This window comes from Haladaptatus cibarius D43, from assembly GCF_000710615.1.
GTDB lineage: Archaea > Halobacteriota > Halobacteria > Halobacteriales > Haladaptataceae > Haladaptatus > Haladaptatus cibarius.
The window spans coordinates 244,922-264,882 of sequence record NZ_JDTH01000006.1; the positions used below are offsets into that span (position 1 = coordinate 244,922).

Sequence of the window (19,961 nt, forward strand, 5' to 3'; positions counted from 1 at the left end):
CGTAACGTGTGCGAGGCGGACGGTATATTCCTGCAGACGCGATAGTAGAAGTCAACACTTCGACATCCAATCGACGGCCAGTGCAGTTCGGTTTATACCGACTCTCGTATTCAACAGGCATATATTCCACGGATTCGAGAACAGGTACATGACACTCGAAGGAATTGACGAGTTAGACCAAACGATTCTCTATATGCTCCAGCGCGACGCGCGGAAAACGACCTCTAACGACATTGCCGAAGCCGCAGGCGTTTCTGCAAGCACGGTTCGGAACCGCATCGAGCGATTGGAAGAAAACGGGATTCTTCAGGGGTACGATGCTGATGTGAACTACGAACAGGCGGGCTACCAACTGTATACGCTCATCATCTGTAGCGCGTCCGTCCGTAATCGAGAAGAACTCGCCGAAGCCGCACTCAACGTTCCCGGCGTCGTCCGCGTGACGGAAGTGATGACCGGGGAAAACAACGTCCACGTCAGCGTCGTCGGGAACGACAGCGACGATTTGAGTCGTATTGGACGCGAACTCGACGAACTCGGCTTGGAGGTGGTGGACGAAGACCTCATCAGAAACGAATACACCTGCCCGTCGGATGATTTTAAATGCTAATGAGGACACAATAGTAAATTTTGCCCGTGTTTTTTCGATAGGCGCAGAAAATAAGCTACATTTATATTCGTTCATCTCCCAAAAGAGTCCAAGGTGCTTCTCGTAACCGGACGGGAAGTAGTGGAGAACGATACTCATGAGTCAGTCACAGAAAGATTCGATACACGACACACGACAGACCGACGGCCCCGACGCGTGCATCGTCGGCGGTGACCACGTTGGCCGTGACGTTGCCAACAAACTCGTCAACGAGGGGGTGTCGGTTACACTGGTGGATTCGATGCCGCCGAGCGACCCGCCCCCTGAACTGACGGTTCATCACGTCACATCGCTCGATGCGACCGAACTCCGTCACATAAACGTCCACGAAGAAACGACGATTTTGGCGATTAGTCCGAAAGACAGCGCAAATCTGTTGATAGCACAACTGGCCCGGACGAAGTTCGGCGTCAACCGGACTATCGCACGAGTAAACGACCCACAACGCGTGTCCGCATTCGAAGACCTCGGCATCGAGGCAATCGACGCCACGGCCGCCCTTAGCCGCGAGATTACGGAGCGATGGTAATGTCGAAACGGGTAGTAAAAAAGCCACCACGAGTTGTTACGCTCGATAACAGTAAGGAATTTTAGACACTATGGCAAAGAAGCTCGAACGGGACCTCGGACTCGGTGCAGTGTTCGCTATCAGTATCGGCGCAATGATTGGTAGCGGTATCTTCATTCTCCCTGCATTGGCGCTCGAAATCGCAGGGCCAGCGGTGATTTTCGCGTACTTGCTCGCCGGGGTGCTAGTCGTCCCGGCCGCCCTCTCGAAATCCGAAATGGCGACCGCAATGCCGGAAGCAGGCGGCACGTACATCTACATCGAGCGTGGAATGGGACCGATTTTGGGGACGATTGCGGGCGTCGGAACGTGGTTTTCCCTCTCGTTTAAGAGTGCGCTCGCACTCGTCGGCGGGGTGCCGTACCTCGTCCTGCTGTTCGACCTGCCGGTGAAGCCGGTTGCACTCGGACTTGCGGCGTTTCTCATCCTCGTAAACATGCTCGGCGCGAAACAGACCGGCCGACTCCAAGTCGGCATCGTCGTCGTCATGCTCGCGGCGCTCGGCTGGTTCGTCGCGGGAAGCGCCGGAAGCACACAGACGACCAACTACGAGCCGTTTTTCGTCGGAGGCTTGGAAGGGCTGCTGGCCGCAACGGGACTCGTGTTCGTCTCGTATGCCGGAGTGACGAAAGTCGCAAGCGTCGCGGAGGAAGTCGAAGACCCGGGGAAAAATATTCCATTGGGAATTCTCGGGTCGCTGGCGTTCACGACGTTGCTGTACGTCGCAATCGTCGCCGTCATGGTCGGTGTAACCGAGGCAGGAAGTATCGCAGGGTCGGATACCCCGGTGGCGGTCGCCGCAGAAGCGACGCTCGGGCAAGCCGGTGTGTGGGCAGTCATCGGCGCGGCAATCCTCGCACTGGTATCGACCGCGAACGCTGGCGTCCTTTCGTCGTCGCGCTACCCCTTTGCCATGAGCCGCGACAAACTCGCTCCGCCCTCGTTTGCGACGATAAGTGACCGTTTCGGCACCCCGGTTTCCGCTATCACGCTGACCGGAGTCGTCGTACTGTTGCTCATCGCCTTCGTTCCAATCCTCGAAATCGCCAAGCTAGCCAGCGCGTTCCAGATTCTCGTATTCGTACTGGTGAACCTCGCCGTCGTCGCCTTCCGTCACGGAGCCGCCGACTACGAACCCGTGTTCGAATCGCCGCTCTACCCGTGGATGCAGGGCTTCGGCGTCATCAGCGGCCTGCTGTTGCTCACACAGATGGGACTCGTCCCGCTCGTGGGAGCGGCGGTTATCATCGTCGGGAGCATCATCTGGTATGTAGTTTACGCGCGCCCACGCATCGAGCGCGAGGGGGTCGCCACGGACGTTGTCCGGCGTCGGGTCGGCAAAAACGTCCTCGCGGAAACGGAGACGCTGATGACGGGAGAATCGGTCACCGAACGGAACGGAAACGAGATACTGGTCGCACTCACACGAGACGTCGAGTTGGAACGCGAGCGGTCGCTACTGCGGCTTGCCGCCGACCTCGCCAGACCGGACGACGGCCGCTTGGTCGTCGTCCGATTCGACGAGGTTCCCGACCAAGCACCGCTCGACCACGCCGCAGAAGTCCAGTCACCGGCGGACGTTCGGTTCGAAGAACAGACAGATACGCTCGCCGACGAACTAGACGTCGAGGTCGAGTACGGTGAAATCGTCAGTCACGACACGAAGCGCGCTATTGTCAACTTCGCAAGCGAGCGCGACGTGTCCGCAGTCGTCGCGGAACACGAACGACTTCGTCTGCGGTCGCGGCTGTTGGCCGACCCAATCGACTGGGTCGTCCGACACGCTCCGTGTGACGTGTTACTGGTCGAAAACCGCGGTTACGACCGACCACAGCAGGTCGTCCTCTCCAGCGAGGGTGGCCCGTACGACCCCACGACGGTCGCCGTGGCCGACGCCATCGCGCGTGAAACTGGCGGACGCGTCACCCTCCAGTTCAGCATGGCGGACGGCCAATCAAATCAGCGCCAACAGACGATAGAGGAGTATCAGGCGGAACTCGCCGAACTGCTCTCTGCATCGGTGTCCGCAAACGTCGTCCGGTCGGACGGTGGCGACAACGTCCCGAATCCCGAGGTCGTCATCCGTCGTGGCGTCGTCACCCGAGTGTGGGGCGGAAGCGACTCGCAGGAGCGCACCGCCGTCGATTGCACCGAGGTAACGGTCTATCCACACGAGTCGCGTCGTCCCGGCCTCTTGCGTCGGTTGGTAGACCGACTCGTCTTCTAACCGCCGTCAGCTCTAAACATCTATCACGACCGAACGGCACCACTCCGAATTTTTCCCGAGTTTCGGGGTGAGACGATGACGCTTAACTTTCCGGCCACGAGACGGTCGGTATGGAACCGGACGACAATCATCGCAGTTGGGCCGAACGGTCGGGGGATTTTTCGCCCGCCTACTACGCCGAAATCGGCTCGAACGAGGTGAGCGATACCCTCGCCAGCGTGTTCGAGTACTACGCAGACGAGGATGCCGAAATCCTCGAAATCGGCTGTAGCTCCGGCCGTCACCTCGCCCGCCTCCGCGACGACGGGTACAAAAACCTCACCGGCATCGACATCAACGACGAATCGTTCGACGTGATGGCCGACCGGTATCCGCGACTCGCGGAGACGGGGACGTTCCGAACCGGCGCGATAGAGGACGTGCTTCCAGAATACCCCGATGATGCGTTCGACGTGATTTACTCGGTGGAGACGCTACAGCACATTCACCCCGAAAACGAGTGGGTGTTCGAGGAACTGATTCGCGTCACGAGCGACCTGCTGATAAGCGCCGAAAACGAGGGCAACAGCCCACAGCGCGGCCGAGGAGATGCTGAAGTCAGCTACGTGCACGACGATTTTCCGCTCTATCACCGCAATTGGAAACAGGTGTTCTCCGACCTCGGCCTCGCCCAACTCGTCTGCGAACCGGGGAGTCGCGACACGGTTCGCGTGTTTCGAGTGCTCTGATGGCAGTCACTCGAAGAACAACGAAAAAACAATTACGGCGTTAGGAGTCGGCGTCGAGCGCCGACTCCAGCGACATGAAGAAGGCGAAGTAGCCGATAACGCCAGCGAACAGGGACAGGTGGTACGCCCACGTCGGCCCCTGAAGAAGATCGAACAGGGCGGTGACGACCGCTACCCAAATCACGGCGAAGGCGAGGTCTGCGACCATGCCGGAGCGATGTTCCTTGACGTGGTCGAGGAGTGTTCCGGTGAACTGCACGTCACTCACCGTCCTCCGGTTCGTCTCGCTCGTCCACGACCAACACCGAGCGATGCGTGGAGCGGAGAACGCGTTCTGTGACGCTGCCGAGGAGCATCCGCCGGACGCCGCTTCGACCGTGACTGCCCATCACGACGAGGTCGATATCGTAGTCCTCGGCGAAGTCGGCGATGACTCGGTGGGGCTGTCCGGCGCGGAAATGCTCTTCGGCCGAAATGTTTCGGCTTCGGCCTTGCTCAACGACGTACTGGGTCGCGTCTCCAGCTCGGTCTTCTAAGTCGTCCATCTCGCCGAATCGACCGGCCCGGATGCGGTCGATTTGCTCGGTGCCGAGACTCACGTCCATGGCGTCGGTATCGATGACATAGAGCGTGTAAACCTCGGCTCCGAACTTTTCGGCGATGTCGAGCGCGGATTCGACAGCCAGTTCCGCGGTTTTGCTCCCGTCCGTGGGAATGAGGATGCGTTCGTACATTGATTGGTGGTTTGGGATTCGTTGATAGTTCGTTGGTGATTATCTACCGTTAGCTAGTCGTCCGCGGGGCTGTGCCCGCTCTTTGCATCGACGATGTCCTCGGCGCTCTGCTGTTGGCCCATCGGTTTGGGGCTGTGACACTGTCGAACGATTTGTTTGATTCGCTCCGGCGGTTCGCTGGTCGCCATCGACACGCCGATGGTGATTGCAAACACGATTGGCGTTCCGACGAGTGCGGCTCCGACTGCCGGGAACACTTCGGCGTAAATCGGCACGAGCGGCCCGGATTCGGTGGCGAGGATGAGTTCGTTGAACACGGCAGCAGTCCAGATGAGGAGTCCGGTCGTCATCCCGGCGAGGGCACCCTGTCGGTTGGCGTTCTCCCACCACAGGCCGAGGAAGAACATCGGGAACAACACGAGTCCGGCCAGCGAGAAGGCAAGCGCGACGAGTTCACCGACCAGCGCTGGCGGGTCGAGTGCGGTAACCGTGACGATAGCACCGAGCACGATGATGGTACTGCGACCGACGAGGAGTTGTTGGCGCTGTGTCGCGTCCGGGTTGATGATGTTCGTGTAGATGTCGTGCGCCGCGGCCGACGAGGCGGCGATGAACAGCCCCGCAGTCGTTGCAATTGCGGCGGCGATACCGCCCGCCGCGACGAGGCCGACGAACCACGTCGGGAGATTTGCGAGTTGCGACGCGAGAACGACGATAACGTCACCTTCCGCGCCGCTCATACCGTTTGCTCCGTAGACGGAACCGACGTTATTGGCGTAGAGGTCGGTTCCGAACGCCGCGAACGCGGGGGCGCTCAGGTACAGCAGACAGATGAAAAACAGCCCCCAGACGGTTGACCAGCGGGCGGTACGCTCGCTTTCGACCGTGTAGAATCGAACCAACACGTGCGGAAGGCCACAGGTACCAACGATGAGCGAGAACGCCGTCGCAATCCACAGGAAGTAGCTCGTTCCGCTGAACGGTTCGGTGAACTCCGTGTTCAGTTGGCCCAACAGCGCGCCGTACTCGACTTGCGGCAGGAAGGTCGAATAGCCCTGCGTGTAGCCGACGGCGTACAGGCCCGCGAGGAACGCCACGATGAGGATGACGTACTGGACGGCCATGTTCTTCGTCGCGCCGAGCATTCCCGACAGCGCGAGGTAGCCGACCGTGATTCCCATCATGAGAATCACCATGGTGGCGTAGTCGCCACCGAACACGTAGATGCCGACCAATCCCATGCCGCGGGCCTGTCCGACCGAGTAGACGAACCCGATGAGAATCGTCGTCAGCGCGCCGATTGCGCGCGCGGTGTCCGAGTTGAATCGGTCACCGACGAAGTCGGGCGCGGTGTACTTGCCGAACCGGCGCATCTGCGCCGCCATGAAGATGAGCAGGACGAAGTAGCCGGTTGACCACCCGACGACGAACGCAAGTCCGTAGTAGCCCGACAGCGCGATGAGTGCCGCCATGCCGAGGTACGACGCCGCGGACATCCAGTTGGCACCGATTGCCATCCCGTTTTCGACGTTTCCGATGGAGCGACCGGCGACCCACAGGTCTTCGGTGTCGGCCACGCGGAACGCGTACCCGATGCCCAAAAACAGCAACAACATTCCCGAAACCATGGCGGCCGGGATGATTTTGAACGACGCGTTGAGCGCGTCCGGAAGCAGTTGAAGCGGCGTGAACGTCATTGTTCGGCCCCTCCGTCGGGGGCGACGGTTTCGGTGTCCGGCGCGGCCTGCTTTGTAGAGTGGTCGATACCGTACTTGTCGTCCAGTTGGTCACGCTTTCGCGCGTAGATGAACGAGAGAATCAGCGCACCGCTCGGCGCACCCATCGCGGTCAGCAGGTAGTGCAGTGGGAACCCGAGGATGGTGATGCTCGTCATGAGGTCGGGTGCGAGAAACGTCGCCGTTACCGGGCCGAACACGATGATGGTCCACGCGACGAACATCATCCATACGATTTTGAGGTGGTCGCGCATGAACGGTGTTGCCGGTTTGAAAATGTTAATTTGCGCATCGAGATAGTTGACGTTCCGCCGACTGGTTTGGACGCCGCCGTCCGTTTCGATGTCGGGAGCTGTCCCGTCTGATTGTGAGCTATTGTCTGTCATAGTTGACTGGTTTCGATGAGTTGTGGTCGTCCCGATTCGAGCGGCGTTCAGTCGTCTCCGACCGTTTCCGCGATGTCTTCGACGACATCTGGATTGCGGAGGGTCGAAGTGTCGCCCAGTTCCTCCTCGTTGGCGATGTCCTCCAAGAGTCGGCGCATGATTTTCCCGGAGCGCGTTTTCGGCAGTTCCGGCGTGAAGACGATTTCCTCGGGGCGAGCAATCGGGCCGATTGCGTCCTCCACGCCCGCGACGATTCGGTCGTGCAGGTCGTCGCCGCCGTCGTAGCCCTCTTCGGTGATGACGTAGCCGTACACGGCCTCGCCTTTCACGTCGTGGTGACCGCCGACGACTGCGGATTCGGCGACACCTTCGACGCCGACGATGGCCGATTCGATTTCCATCGTTCCGAGGCGGTGGCCGGAGACGTTGAGTACGTCGTCAACGCGGCCGAGAACCGTGATGTAGCCGTCCTCGTCTATCTTCGCGCCGTCTTCGGGGAAGTACACCCAGTCCGCCGGGTCGTCGCTCTCGGTGTCCGAGTACTCTGCCCAATACTCGGAGATGAATCGCTCGTCGTTGTCGTAGAGCGTCCTGAGCATCCCCGGCCACGGCTTGTTGATGGTGAGGTATCCGGCCTTTCCGGGGTCAACTTCCTCGCCGCGCGTATCGACGACGCGAATGTCGATACCGGGAAGTGGTGGGCCAGCGGAACCGGGTTTCGCGTCCGTCACGCCGGGGAGCGTGGTGAGCATCATCCCGCCGGTTTCGGTCTGCCACCACGTGTCCACGATTGGGCAGTTCTCATTTCCGATGTGTTTGTAGTACCATTTCCACGCGCGTGGATTGATTGGTTCGCCGACCGTGCCGAGCAGTCGAAGCGAGGAAAGGTCGTGTCGTTCCGGATACTGACTGCCCCATTTCATGAACGCGCGAATCGCGGTTGGGGCGGTGTACAGTTGGTCTACCTCGTACCCTTCCACGATTTCCCAGAGTCGGTTACGGTCGGGATAATCCGGCGTCCCCTCGTACATCACGCTTGTCGTCCCGAGCGTGAGCGGGCCGTAGACGATGTACGAATGGCCGGTAATCCAGCCGATGTCCGCTGCACACCAGTAGGTGTCCTCCGGTTTGATGTCCAGAACCGCCTGCGATGTCCACGCCACGTAGGACAGATAGCCCGCCGTCGTGTGTTTCACGCCTTTCGGTTGTCCCGTCGTCCCCGAGGTGTACATCAAAAAGAGCATATCTTCCGCGTCCCGCGACACGGGTTCGACGTCTGCTCCCGCGTGCTCGGCCACGAGGTCGTCGTAGTCGTGATGTGACTCAGCCATCGGATGGTCGTACTCGTCGCCAAGTCGGTCAACCACGGCCACCGCGGTTACGTCGTGGTTGACGCCCGCAAGTCCCTCATCGGCCTTCTCCTTGTGCTGAAGCGGGTCGCCTCGGCGGTAGTAGCCGTCGCAGGTGACGAGGTATTCGGAGTCCGCGGCGTTCATCCGCGTTGCGAGCGCGTCCGCCGAGAACCCGGCGAAGACGACGCTGTGGGGCGCGCCGATTCGTGCACACGCCAACATCGCGATCGGCAGTTCCGGCACCATCGGCATGTAGAGCGTAACGATGTCGTCCTCGCCAACACCCTGTTCGCGCAGTGCTGATGCGAACTCGTTGACCTCCCGGTGGAGGTCGTCGTAGGTGTACGTCCTGTTCTCTTCGTCGGTCGGTTCCCCGACCCACTCGATTGCGACCTCGTCCCCGCGATTTTCGAGATGGCGGTCGAGGCAGTTCGCCGACGCGTTCAGTGAACCGCCCGTGAACCACTCGTAAAACGGCGGGTTCGAATCGTCGAGAACCGTGTCGTACTCCACTTCCCAGTCGAGCAAATCGGCCGCTTGCGTCCAACACTCCGGCCAGTTCTGCTCGAACTCGTCGTAGATGGCGTCATCCACGATGTTCGCCTGCTCGACAAACGACTGTGTGGGTTCGAACCGCTCCCGGTTTTCGAGACGCGCTTCGAGTTCGACATCGTTGTTTTCCGTCATGGGCCAAGTTCACAAGACTCACTATATTATATAAGTGGTGGAGCTAACTATACAAAACAGTCGGTTTTTCAACACAGCGGCCCTCATCGGAAAGAATAGGAGTTCACCACCGCCGAGAGAGGATTCATCCGACGCCAGTACGCGAGCGAAATTAAGCAATTAGTGTCTCTTTGCGTCCGACGAACCGCTGTCGTCCTCGAACACCGTATCGAACACTTTCTGTTGTGCCTTCCGGAGGTGGTTGTGGAGCGTCGGCGACGAAACGTCCATCGACGCCGCGAGTTCCTCGGCGGTACTCCCACGAGGCCATTCGAAATATCCGGCGAGATAGGCGGCCCGGAGAACCGTCTGCTGGCGCTCGGTCAACCGGTCGTGTACCGACTGCTGGACATCGACCGTGCTCCGCACGGGTTCGGAAACCTTGCGTTTCGAGCGCAAATCCGTCGCCGGAAACGACCGTTCGACGGTTTCCACGACGCGACGGACATCGACCTGCTCCGAGAAAACGCCGGAAACGTCGAGGACGCCCGATTCGGCCGACAGTTCGCGGACGGTGCCGCCGCGTTCCACGAGTATCGTCGCGAGCGAGTCGCCGGAAACGACGAATTCGAAAAGCGCGTCGTCCTCGTAGTCCCGGATAAGACGAGCATCCTCGACAGCGTCCGCGGCGGTTATCCTGTCGAGAACGTCGCCGACGGCGGCCCCGCTGGCCGTGACGAAGTAGAGCAACGAGTGGTTCGCTATCGGCACCACGCCTTCGAGCGCAAATCGACAGTCGAGTTCCGCCGAAGCCGAGACGAGAAAGACGCCATCGTCGGTACTGCGCAGGGAAAGCACCACGCCGGTGTCCGCCAACAGCAGGCGTTTGCGCGCAATCGACGTGATAGTTCGGCCGACTCGTCTGCCGACATCGGCGAGGAGCGTCCTATCTGTCGGCCGAAACGTGTCGTGGGCGACACAGAGCAATCCGTGAACGGTTTCGTTCGACCGGAGCGGCGCGACGGCGAACGAACACCGGGCCACTGTCCCGGCAAGCGACGCTCTATCGACCGACGAAGTAGCCGACGTATCGGCCGACACACCGACCGACGACCCATCAGCAGATAGGTCGTCGGTCACCGCTTTGCCGACTATCGTCACGTCGGGAATCTCGTCCTCCAGCACGCCGATACCGTCGAGGACGCCACCGAGAACGTCGTTCTCGATTCGTTCGGGCACAGCAGTCGTCCGTGGCGAACCGTCCGCGTCGCAAATCCAGACGGCGCGGTAGATGCCCGAGAGATGGTCGCAAACGGTTCGTTCCACGGCTTCGGCCGTGGACGCCTCGGCGAGGGTTTCTCCCAACTCGCCCATACATCGAAGCAGTTCGGAGCGGCGAGAGTCCGATCGGCCATCGTATTCGCGGTCGCGTTCCCAGTGGTGGTATTCACGGCGGTCGTGATGGTGTTCGCGGTGGTCGTGACGGCGATCGGGCCGACCGCCGTCACGACTCGACTGCTGGTGCGGATGTGCGAACGCGTCGATGACGTCGGTCGTGGTCGGCCTGTCGAGGTACGGAGCGAGGCTTTCGAGGTTCGTCCATCCGCCGACGGCCTGCACCACCCGCGGGTCGATTTCCTCCTCGACGAGACTCCACCAGGCGAAATACTTGCGGAGGTCGCGGCAGGTGACGTCTCGAAGGCCGTCAACGCGGTCTGCGACGTCGCTGACCACCATCTGAACTCGGCGTGGTGACACCGCGACGAACGGGTCGTACCGGGAAACGTCGTTCGCGGTGGCGAACTTTCGGAGGTCGTGGGCGATTTCGGGCGGGACGTATGCCTCCCTCGTTTCGCCGTCTCCATCTGGGACGGAGAGAAAATAGAATCGCTTTCCGTCGCGTTCGCGCTCGGTGAGGTCGGCGGGACAAATGCGGGTCAGTTCCGAGGGACGGAGTCCGACGCGTCCCGCCAGCGCCACGACGAGGTCTTCGCGGTAGGTTTCGGTTCCGCGGCGGAGACGCTCGTACTCCGGTGTCGTCAGGAACTCCGTGTTTTCCGCACCGCTCATATTTCGTGTTTCTCTGGAAAGGCGAATAAATCTTCGGGGTAAGAACGGAACGGTTCTCGACTGTTCTTCCTCTAGGAAGAAGAGAACTGACAGAACCGGACGAGAACAGTTTAAAAATCGGGAACGAGTTGTTTCGCCGTTGTACGAAAGCACGAAACTATTCGTTCAGAAGCGATTCGAGTTCGCCGACGACCTCCGGATTTCGGAGCGCGCTCGTGTCGCCGAGGTCTTCTCCGTTTGCGATGGCTTTCAGGTACCGCCGGACGACTTTGCCCGACCTCGTTTTCGGCAGAGATGGCGTGAACGTGACGGAATCGGGTGCCGCAATCGACCCGATGGCCGATTCGACGGCCGACTGGACGCGCGTTCTGAGCACCTCGTCGCCCGCGACGTTCGATTCGGGGCTGACGAATGCGTGAACTTTCGACCCTTTCATCGTGTCCGTCCCGCCGACGACGGCGGCCTCGGCGACGCCGTCTACGCCGACGATGGCCGACTCGATTTCCGCTGTACTCAATCGACGGCCCGACACGTTGAGCACGTCGTCGGCCCGCCCGAGAAGGTGGAGGTAGCCGTTCTCGTCCCGGACGGCGTTGTCGCCGGTGTCGTACTGCCACTGCCCCTCGACACGATTCGTTCGACGGGCACCCCAAGCGGCGTCTTCGCAGAGCGACCGCGCCATCCCCGGCCATGGCCGAGTGAGAACCAAGCGCCCCGACTCGCCGGGCGCGACTTCCTCACCGACTTCGTTGACGACTGCCGCCCCGATTCCGGGGAGTTCCCGTCCGACGGCACCCGGTCGCATTCGGTCTGCGCCGGGAAGCGTCGAGAGGACGACGCCGCCGGTTTCGGTCTGCCACCACGTATCTACGATTGGGCACTCGCCGCCGCCGACGTGTTCGCGGTACCAGCGCCACGCGGTTTCGTCGATGGGTTCGCCCACGGTTCCGAGCAGTCGGAGCGAGGACAGGTCGTGTTGTTCCGGATACTCGCTTCCCCACTTCATGAACGCCCGAATCGAGGTCGGCGCGGTGTAGAACACGTCCACTTCGTTGCGCTCGATGACTTCCCAGAGACGGTTCTTTTCGGGATGGTCGGGCGTCCCTTCGTACAGAACGGTCGTCGCCCCGAGCGCGAGGGGGCCGTAAACGGCATAGGAGTGGCCGGTAATCCAGCCGACGTCCGCGGAGCACCAGTGTGTATCCTCCGGCCTGAGGTCGAACACGGCGTGACTCGTCCACGCGACGTGCGACAGATAGCCACCGGTCGTGTGCTCGACTAACGTCGGTTCGCCCGTCGTTCCCGAGGTGTAGATGAGAAACAGAGAATCGTTCGAATCGCGCTCGACGGGGGCGATTTCGACCCCGTCGTAGTCGCTGATGAGGTCGGCGTAGGAGTGAGCGTCACCGATTTCCCCGTCGTCACCGAGCCGATTGACGACAATTTGTTCGACGTCCTGTTCGACGGAGAGACAGGCGTTGTCGGCCATGCTCTTGAGGTGGAGCGCGGTTCCCCGGCGGTAGTAGCCGTCGCAGGTAACGAGATATTCGGAGTCCGCACCGGCCAACCGAGTTGCGAGCGCGTTGGCCGAAAACCCGGCGAAGACGACGCTGTGCGGTGCGCCGATGCGCGCACAGGCCAGCATCGCAATCGGCAGTTCCGGCACCATCGGCATGTACAGCGTGACGACGTCGTCCTCGCCGACGCCGAGATTTCGGAGGGCCGCCGCGAACGCATTCACCTCGTCCTTAAGTTGGCGGTACGTGTAGGTTCGCGTTTCCCCGAGTTTTCCTTCCCAAACGAGCGCCGCCTCGTCGCCGCGACCATCCGCTACGTGACGGTCGATGCAGTTGTACGAGGCGTTCAACCGACCGCCGGGAAACCAGCGCGTCGAACCATCGTCGTCGAGTACCGCGTCGAACAAACGATGCCAGTCCAGTAGTTCGGCGGCGGTCTTCCAGCACGACGGCCACCCCGTTTCGAGAAGGGCGTCGCGGTCGCCCGCGGTGACGTTTGCTCCGTTAACGAACGACGATGGTGGCGTCTCCCGGTCGCGTCCGTGGGTTGTCTCCTTTCTACTCCCGTTGGCCATTCGTTTCGAGGTTCGTGCAAAAAGACAAAAATCGTTCGCCTACACGGCGGTTGGTGCTACCGGCTACCAAATTTCAAGCGCCCGGTCGAGCAACCCCTCGTCGTATCGTTCTTTCGTCTGCTCGTCCTGCATCCCGTGGACGGTAGCAACCGTCTCGACAGTGTTTTCGAAGTTCTTCAACGTCGCTTCGTCCACCATCTGACCGTCGATTGCGACCGCTCCCGTCCCGGTTCCCTTCGCTTCGACGAACGTCTCGATTTTCGAAACCGCGGTGCGGAGTTCGTCTGCGGTTGGTAGGTGGATGCGGTTCGCTTGCGCGGTCTGATTGGGGTGAAGCGACCAACTGCCGTCGAGGCCGACCCGCGCTTCGCGCTCGACGTGGTCGGCGTAGCCGTCGCCGTTGTAGAACGAAACGCCTGCGCGCTCGCGGAACAGGCGGTCGAACGGCCCGCCGATGGAGAGCAGGTCGTTCGCGCTCGCTTCGTTCGAGAGGGCTTCGTAGAGTCCCGACCAGTCGGGTCGCTGGCCAATCTCGCGCCCGCCGAGTTCTGCGGTGTAATCGACCGGCCCGAACACAAGTGCGGTCAGAAGGGATTCCTGCCCAAATTTGGATATTTCTCGGAGGTCAGAGCGCGCCCGCGCCGATTCGACGATGACGGCCAGTTCGATATCCGTGCCAGTTTCACGGCCCGCGGCGGCGACGGCCGCTTCCGCGGCGTTTACGTCTCCGAGACGCCCCACCTTCGGAACCACGAATCCATCGACGTGTTCGCCGACGGTTTCGGCGAGCGTTTCGATTTGCTCGACGCCGCGCTCGCGGAGCGATTCGCTGTCGTAGGCCCACTCGACGCGCAGCCAGATTTCGCCGGAGAATGCGGGCGCGTATTCCGGAAGCAACTCCCGGACGTTTTCGAGCGCCTCGTCTTTCATCTCCGGCGCGGTGCCGTCTTCGAGGTCGGGCACCAGCCAGTCGGGGGCCGAAAATCCCTCCGCGGTGAGGCCGGAGCGGAGATATTTCGCGCTGTCGTCCCGAGGGACGGCGGCGGGTGCGGTCTGGAACGTTCGGCAGAGTCTCGTCTTAGTCATTGGTAGTGGGGTGTGTTTCGTGATTTTGTCTACTGGTTTCGTCTTCGAATCAGTGCGGTTCGGGTGCCGGAGTACACCGGTTCGTCGCGCTGGTTGAACGCGTAGTGTTCGAACGTGACTTGGCCTGCCTCCGGGTCGCCCGTGTCCTCGATACCGAGAACGCGGGTAAATCCGTAGATTGTGTCGCCAACGGTCACGAAGTCGTAGAACCGCTCGTTTCCGTAGCCGATTTCGCGGTAGGTTTTCTCGTCCGAGCGAGCGTGTCCGAGCGCGACCGACCGAGTCACGTCGCCATACGCGACGATTTCGCCCGAGGGCGAGTCGGTCATGTAGTCGTCGTTGTGATGCTGTTTCGCGGTGTTGAGTGTCACGAGCGGCAGCGTCGCCACCATCACGTCGTCCATGGTTCGCCCGCGTTCGTGGCGGTAGGCGACCGCCGCATCGCGGTCTGTCGTTCGTTCGTGAGCGTCGCAAAAATCCTCGAAATACGGGCCGTCGGGCGAAATGAACTCGCTCGGAAGGCCGGAATCGTCGGGTTCCGCGGCCGCGCGCGAGTCCGTCGGACTCTCGCGCCCGCCGTCACTCGCCATCGGTTCCCGGCGCGGAATCATGTTCGTCCGAGTATACGACAGGAGGGGTTCGTCCGTTTCGGCGTCGAATCCGGTCGTTTCCCACGTCACGATGCCGTAGTCGGGGCGAGAACTCGATTCCCGTTTGGCTTCGACCGTCGATTCGACGCGAATCTCGGTGCCCGGCATGACTGCCGGGTCGTGAAGCGACACGTTGTCCCTGCCGAGGAAGTAGCCGCCTTTCTCGCTCAAATCCTCGACGCTCGGCCCCATCACGCTGGCGAGCAGGTAATCCGGGTGAATCGGACAGCCGTCGTAGCCAACTGCTCGCGCGGCGTCAGACCGCCAGTACACTGGGTCGTGGTTGAGTGTCTGGCTCATCCACAGTTCGTTGGCGTGCGCAGAGAGGGTGAATCCCGGCGCGTGTTCGATTGTCTGTCCGTCGCTGAAATTCTCGAAGTAGTTTCCCTTTTCCAGCGTCTCTGCTCGCTCCAGCGCGTTCGAAAACGTCCGTGAGTCTGCCCAATCTGTCATCTGTTATCTCCGATTTTCATTCGGTGTCTCTTTCGTTCGTGTCTGCTTCGTCCGTGCTTTGCGGCGGTAAATCGTCCGCCGCATCTCGTTTTCCATCACCATGTACCCTTCATCGAAACCCATGCCCGGTTTGGCGAGCGTCTGGGCGGCGTCGGTGGCGAGCGCGACGTGCGCGCACGCTCGCGCGGAGGTGACCGTCTCGTTGCACGTTCCGCCGAGATACGCCCGGGTGTCGGTGCCGTCGCAGTACAGCACTGCTTCCGCACTTCGCCCGATGCCGCCGAGGTCGGGGGTCTTGATTTGCACCACGTCGGCCGCGCTCGCGTCCACGAAGGCCCGCACGTCCGCGAACGTGTTGCACCATTCGTCGGCCACGATATCCACGTCAACGCCCGCGTCGGCGAGTCCGTCGCGGAGTTCGGCCATGGCGTAAATCTGCTCTTCCCGCCCGCCAACGTCCATCGGCCCTTCGACCTGTAGCGGAAACGGGGCCGCGGCCTCCCGGAGGTCGGCGAAGTAGTCCGCGATTTCCGCGCGGTCGTATGGCGGCGCGAAAATTTTCCCGAGGATGCCGTACACGTCGACGTGGAATCGCGGGTTGTAGCCCTCCGGGCCGAGTTCGACCGCGCGGTTCGAAAGCCACGCCAAATACTTGACCAATCGCTCGCCGTCCGAACCGACCTTCTCGACGCTGTTGAATAGACCGTGGGGAAGGACGGGAACACCCTTCAACAGCATCTTTTCGGCGTTTTTGCGCCGATTGTCGCCCGACTGCCCGAAGACGGGAATCGGGTCGCTCGCGGGAACAGTCCCGTAGGTGTCGGCCAGAACGTCGGTTTTCGTGCCGCGTCGGGCGATTGCCGCGGCGTCGAGCAGCGCCTGCGAGACGCCGTACCGAATCGCGGTGTGCAGTCGTTCGCCGTCGTTGGTGAGTTCTTCGAGGATGTCCGCGTTGTCGCGGAATTCGCGCACAGAGCGTCCGAACAGCGCGTCTGCGACCGTGTTTTCCACCACGGGCGCGAACGCTTCGGCCCGAAAGAGCGAATCGCGGCCGCCCGCGCCGGAGTACTGCACCGCGGCACAGTCGCCGCGAGCGACTGTGCCGTCGGAGAGTTCGAGCAGGACGCTAACGGACTCTCCGGCCTGTCGAACGCGGTCGAATCCGGGCGTCACCGGGTCGCCCTGATACGCGAATCCGTCCTGTTCCGCGCCAGTCTTGATGGCGCGCTGGTCGTCGAAGAAAAATCCGGAGACGGCGGGCACCGCACGAACCGATTCGATGGTTTTCGCGGGGTCGGATTCGACGGAAGTCACGCTCCGCCACCCCCGGACCGACTGCTTCCGCGACGGCCGATGAGTCGGCCGTCGCTGATGGCGTCCACGTCGTCCGCGACCATCTGGAACGAAGTGGTTCGGTTCTCCGCGCGCGCCCGACGGTCGAGTCGGTTGGTGTGAACCGCCTTGAGTTCCGGTTCGAGCGCGAGGTCGCCAAATTCGAGGATTCGAACCCGACCGTCGTCGTCGCGGGCCGGTAACACGGCACTCTTTGCACTCTCGCTCGGGGCGAACGGCACGTCGATATTTCCAGTTTCGAACGCCGCAACGATGCCCTGTGCAACGTCTTCGTCGCCGAATTCGAGAATCGTCTCCATGAGCGACCGCACCGATGCTTCGATGAACTCGCGTTCCTCCTCGATGCCCTCCACGTCGATGTCCTGTTCGCACATCATATCGAGTATCTGTCTGGTGGTTCGCAGACCTGCCGCGTTTGCCTCCTTCGTCGGAACCCCGCCGAACTCCTGCGGCGATTTGGTGATAACCTTGTCCGGTTTTGCGATTGCGGCGGTGGCCGCGCCGAGCGCGATAACGCCGCTCGCGCGGGCCTCGTCGGGTGGGAAGCCACCCATCCACTCGTGGAAAACTGTCGTCACGGTCACCTCGTCGAGGAGGTACTCCTCGCCGAGTTCGCGGAGGGCTTGCAGGGCCGCAATGTCCTGCACGAGGTTGCCGACTTGCCCATAGCCGAGCGTGATGCTCCGGACGCCCTGCGTGGCGGCGAGTAAGCCTTCGACCACGCCGATGACGATGGCGATACACGGCGGGACGAGCGTGCCCGTTAATGGGCCGAACGGTTCGCGGTTGATTTCCACGCCGCGAGCGGTGTAGGCTCCGGCGAGGCGGTCAACGTACTGCCAGTGTTCGATGGTCTGGGCGAGGCCGCGCTCTTTCGTGTACGGAATGTTGTACGAGATTGGGCCGCCTTCGAAGCTCTGGAACCCGCCGGCGAAAGTGACTGCGGCGAGAAGGCGGGCGTCGGGCGTCCCGTGGCGCACTTCGATTGGGGCGTCCACCGCTTCGATGAGTTTCCGACAGCCTTCGACGCCGTGGTTGACGGCGGGAAAGCCGTTGAGCGTGTCGTCGCCACTGTCGCGGGCGTCTTCGAGGCCCTGCTGGGCTTTTTCGTACTCGTTGTCCCGCGTGTACGAGTCGATGGTCGTCGGGAGCAAGTCCGCGCCGCCCGCGCCTTCGAGGTGGCGAAGGAGGGCGATTTGGTCGTCCAGTCGCGGAACGCCGGCACGAGGTTGGAGGAGCGGCCGGTCGGCGCGCTGGAGCACCTTCGCAAACCGCTTTTTCTCGGGAAGCGAATCGTGGTAGGCGACCGCTTCCTCGAAATCGAACGGTTCGACCGGCCAGTTTTCTCGTATTTTTTCGTCGATTCGTGACAGCTTCTCTGCGGAAAGTCGTGTATCGCGTAACATGGGGAGAGAGGGACTCAGGACGTGAGCCTCGTTCGTTCGGCTTCGGATTCCGCGATGTTCATGTCGGCTTTGAGGGCGGCAATCGCTTCCATCGGCTTCGTTTCGGAGTCGAAAACGCGGTCGAACCCCATCGCTCGGAAGCATTCTTTCGTCTGCTCGAAGTCGTCCTGTCCGACGGCGAGATTGCCACCAATGTAGGTGATGGGGTCGAGACCGGCGGACTCGATGGCCTCGTGGAAACCACGGCAGTCCTGTTCGGCGTGGCCGTACAACGAGGAGACGAGTACCGCATCACCCTCGTGTGCTTCCACCGCGCTGATGAAGTCCTGCTGGCTGGACTGGACGCCGATGTTGACCACATCGAAGCCAGCCGTCGAGAGCGCTTGGTCGAGTATCGTGATGCCGACAGCGTGTGCGTCGGACCCGATCACACCGAGGATTATTGTGGCAGACATCGCATCGGTATCTACAATGGACAGAAGTTAAAGGTAATGTTTTTTCATGATTAATGCGTTTAAGGCCCTTTAGGGAGTTGGAGTGTGCCTAAGCCACAAACCACATTATTAATTGGGAAGATTTTTGTTTCGGGTTGGCGACGGATGGAGCGATGCCAGCGCTTTCCGACCTGCGCGTTCTCGACCTCACACAGGTGCTCGCCGGGCCGTACTGCACGATGTTGCTCGCGGATTTGGGAGCCGACGTGGTGAAAGTAGAACGCCCCGGCGGCGACCTCATCAGGCCGAATCCACCGTTCGTCGGGGACGACGACGCCTACGGAGGGTATTTCCAGAGCATCAACCGTGGCAAGCGAAGCCTCGAACTCGATCTGACCGACGAGGACGACCGCGCGGATTTCCTCCGACTGGCCAAGGACGCCGACGTGGTCGTAGAGAACTTCCGCGCCGGGACGATGGAGAAGTTCGACCTCGAATACGAAACCCTCCGCGAACGCAACCCCGAACTGGTGTACGCGTCAATCCGCGGGTTCGGCGACCCGCGCACGGGCGAAACCCACCGCCAAGGACAACCCTCCTTCGACCTCATTGCACAAGCCCTCGGGGGCGTGATGCAGATTACCGGCGACAAGGACGGCCCGCCGACGAAAGTCGGGCCAGGAATCGGCGACCTGTTCACCGCCACGCTGAACGCCGTCGGCGTCCTCGCCGCGCTCCACCACCGCGACCGAACCGGCGAGGGCCAGTACGTCGATACCGCGATGTACGATTCGATGATTTCGCTGTGCGAACGAACCGTCTATCAGTACTCCTACACCGACGAGGTTCCGAACCGGCGCGGGAACTCCCATCCGACGCTGTTTCCCTACAACGCCTTCGAAACCGCGGACGGATACGTCGTCATCGCCGCGTTCGGCGACAACCACTGGACGGCGCTCTGCGAGGCGATGGAGCGGCCCGACCTCGCCGCGGACTTCCCTACGACGGCCGACCGGCTGAAGCACCGGGAACTGCTCCGCGGGGAAATTGCGGAGTGGACAGCCGTCCACTCCGCTGACGACGTGTGCGACCTCCTCGAAGGCGCGGTTCCCTGCGCCCCGGTGCAGGACGTGGCCGACGTGTTCGAGGACGACCACGTCGATGCCCGCGACATGCTCGTCGATGTCGAACAACCGGGAACGGACGAATCGGTGACCATCGCAGGGACGCCTATCAAGATGAGCGAAACGCCGCCGGAACCCGGCACCCGCGCGCCCTTGCTGGACGAACATCGTGAGGAACTGTTCGGCGAGGAAAAATCCGTCTGAAGGTGAGAACGATGGTTATAGGGTGAGAAAAGCCCCCGACAGT

General features: G+C 61.5%; 17 protein-coding genes. 5 read left to right on the forward strand and 12 right to left on the reverse strand.

Features of this window, described 5'->3' with window-relative positions; translation table 11 throughout:
- The first annotated feature begins 148 nt into the window (after positions 1-148).
- The 4 genes from HL45_RS17035 to HL45_RS17050 all read left to right on the forward strand — a co-directional run bounded on the left by HL45_RS17035 (position 149) and on the right by HL45_RS17050 (position 4,172).
- Positions 149-610, forward strand: a complete 462-nt coding sequence (locus tag HL45_RS17035) for an Lrp/AsnC family transcriptional regulator (RefSeq protein ID WP_049972385.1) — start codon at positions 149-151, stop codon at positions 608-610.
- A 136-nt stretch (positions 611-746) separates the two neighbouring features.
- A complete protein-coding gene (locus tag HL45_RS17040) occupies positions 747-1,178 on the forward strand; it encodes an NAD-binding protein (protein WP_049972386.1) in 432 nt (143 codons plus the stop codon).
- Between the two features lie 70 nt (positions 1,179-1,248).
- Positions 1,249-3,444 carry an amino acid permease gene (locus tag HL45_RS17045; protein WP_049972387.1) on the forward strand — a complete coding sequence of 732 codons (2,196 nt, stop codon included), beginning with the start codon at positions 1,249-1,251 and terminating at the stop codon, positions 3,442-3,444.
- A 110-nt stretch (positions 3,445-3,554) separates the two neighbouring features.
- On the forward strand, positions 3,555-4,172 hold the full coding sequence (locus HL45_RS17050; RefSeq protein ID WP_049972389.1) for a class I SAM-dependent methyltransferase: 618 nt from the start codon (positions 3,555-3,557) through the stop codon (positions 4,170-4,172).
- Between the two features lie 40 nt (positions 4,173-4,212).
- Here the strand turns inward: HL45_RS17050 and HL45_RS17055 are convergent, their stop codons facing one another.
- The 12 genes from HL45_RS17055 to glmS all read right to left on the reverse strand — a co-directional run bounded on the left by HL45_RS17055 (position 4,213) and on the right by glmS (position 18,611).
- Entirely contained in the window at positions 4,213-4,440 is a 228-nt protein-coding gene (locus HL45_RS17055; protein WP_049972390.1) for a hypothetical protein, read from the reverse strand.
- Complete coding sequence (locus tag HL45_RS17060) at positions 4,433-4,906, reverse strand: universal stress protein (RefSeq protein WP_049972391.1); 474 nt, start codon at positions 4,904-4,906, stop codon at positions 4,433-4,435. Before HL45_RS17060 ends, HL45_RS17055 begins: the two co-directional genes overlap by 8 nt.
- Positions 4,907-4,959: 53 nt before the next feature.
- Complete coding sequence (locus HL45_RS17065) at positions 4,960-6,603, reverse strand: VC_2705 family sodium/solute symporter (protein ID WP_049972392.1); 1,644 nt, start codon at positions 6,601-6,603, stop codon at positions 4,960-4,962.
- Positions 6,600-7,028, reverse strand: coding sequence for a DUF4212 domain-containing protein (locus tag HL45_RS17070; RefSeq protein WP_049972393.1), 429 nt, complete (start codon positions 7,026-7,028; stop codon positions 6,600-6,602). The genes HL45_RS17065 and HL45_RS17070 overlap by 4 nt, the downstream gene beginning before the upstream one ends.
- 47 nt (positions 7,029-7,075) lie before the next feature.
- Positions 7,076-9,067, reverse strand: coding sequence for an acetate--CoA ligase (acs, locus tag HL45_RS17075; RefSeq protein WP_049972394.1), 1,992 nt, complete (start codon positions 9,065-9,067; stop codon positions 7,076-7,078).
- A gap of 159 nt (positions 9,068-9,226) precedes the next feature.
- Entirely contained in the window at positions 9,227-11,116 is a 1,890-nt protein-coding gene (locus HL45_RS17080; protein WP_049972395.1) for a bacterio-opsin activator domain-containing protein, read from the reverse strand.
- A gap of 157 nt (positions 11,117-11,273) precedes the next feature.
- Entirely contained in the window at positions 11,274-13,208 is a 1,935-nt protein-coding gene (gene acs / locus HL45_RS17085; RefSeq protein WP_049972396.1) for an acetate--CoA ligase, read from the reverse strand.
- A 63-nt stretch (positions 13,209-13,271) separates the two neighbouring features.
- The gene (citE, locus tag HL45_RS17090) at positions 13,272-14,294 is read right to left on the reverse strand and encodes an L-malyl-CoA/beta-methylmalyl-CoA lyase (protein WP_049972397.1); all 1,023 of its coding nucleotides are present in this window, start codon (positions 14,292-14,294) and stop codon (positions 13,272-13,274) included.
- A 29-nt stretch (positions 14,295-14,323) separates the two neighbouring features.
- The gene (mch, locus tag HL45_RS17095) at positions 14,324-15,397 is read right to left on the reverse strand and encodes a 2-methylfumaryl-CoA hydratase (protein WP_049972399.1); all 1,074 of its coding nucleotides are present in this window, start codon (positions 15,395-15,397) and stop codon (positions 14,324-14,326) included.
- A 3-nt stretch (positions 15,398-15,400) separates the two neighbouring features.
- Entirely contained in the window at positions 15,401-16,711 is a 1,311-nt protein-coding gene (locus tag HL45_RS17100; RefSeq protein WP_233274831.1) for a methylaspartate ammonia-lyase, read from the reverse strand.
- Positions 16,708-18,156: a methylaspartate mutase subunit E gene (locus tag HL45_RS17105; RefSeq protein ID WP_049972400.1), complete on the reverse strand. Its 1,449-nt coding sequence runs from the start codon at positions 18,154-18,156 to the stop codon at positions 16,708-16,710. The genes HL45_RS17100 and HL45_RS17105 overlap by 4 nt, the downstream gene beginning before the upstream one ends.
- 14 nt (positions 18,157-18,170) lie before the next feature.
- Entirely contained in the window at positions 18,171-18,611 is a 441-nt protein-coding gene (glmS, locus tag HL45_RS17110; protein ID WP_049972401.1) for a methylaspartate mutase subunit S, read from the reverse strand.
- 152 nt (positions 18,612-18,763) lie between these two features.
- Here glmS and mct point away from each other — a divergent pair, with 152 nt between their 5' ends.
- On the forward strand, positions 18,764-19,918 hold the full coding sequence (gene mct, locus HL45_RS17115; RefSeq protein ID WP_049972403.1) for a succinyl-CoA:mesaconate CoA-transferase: 1,155 nt from the start codon (positions 18,764-18,766) through the stop codon (positions 19,916-19,918).
- Positions 19,919-19,961 lie beyond the last annotated feature (43 nt).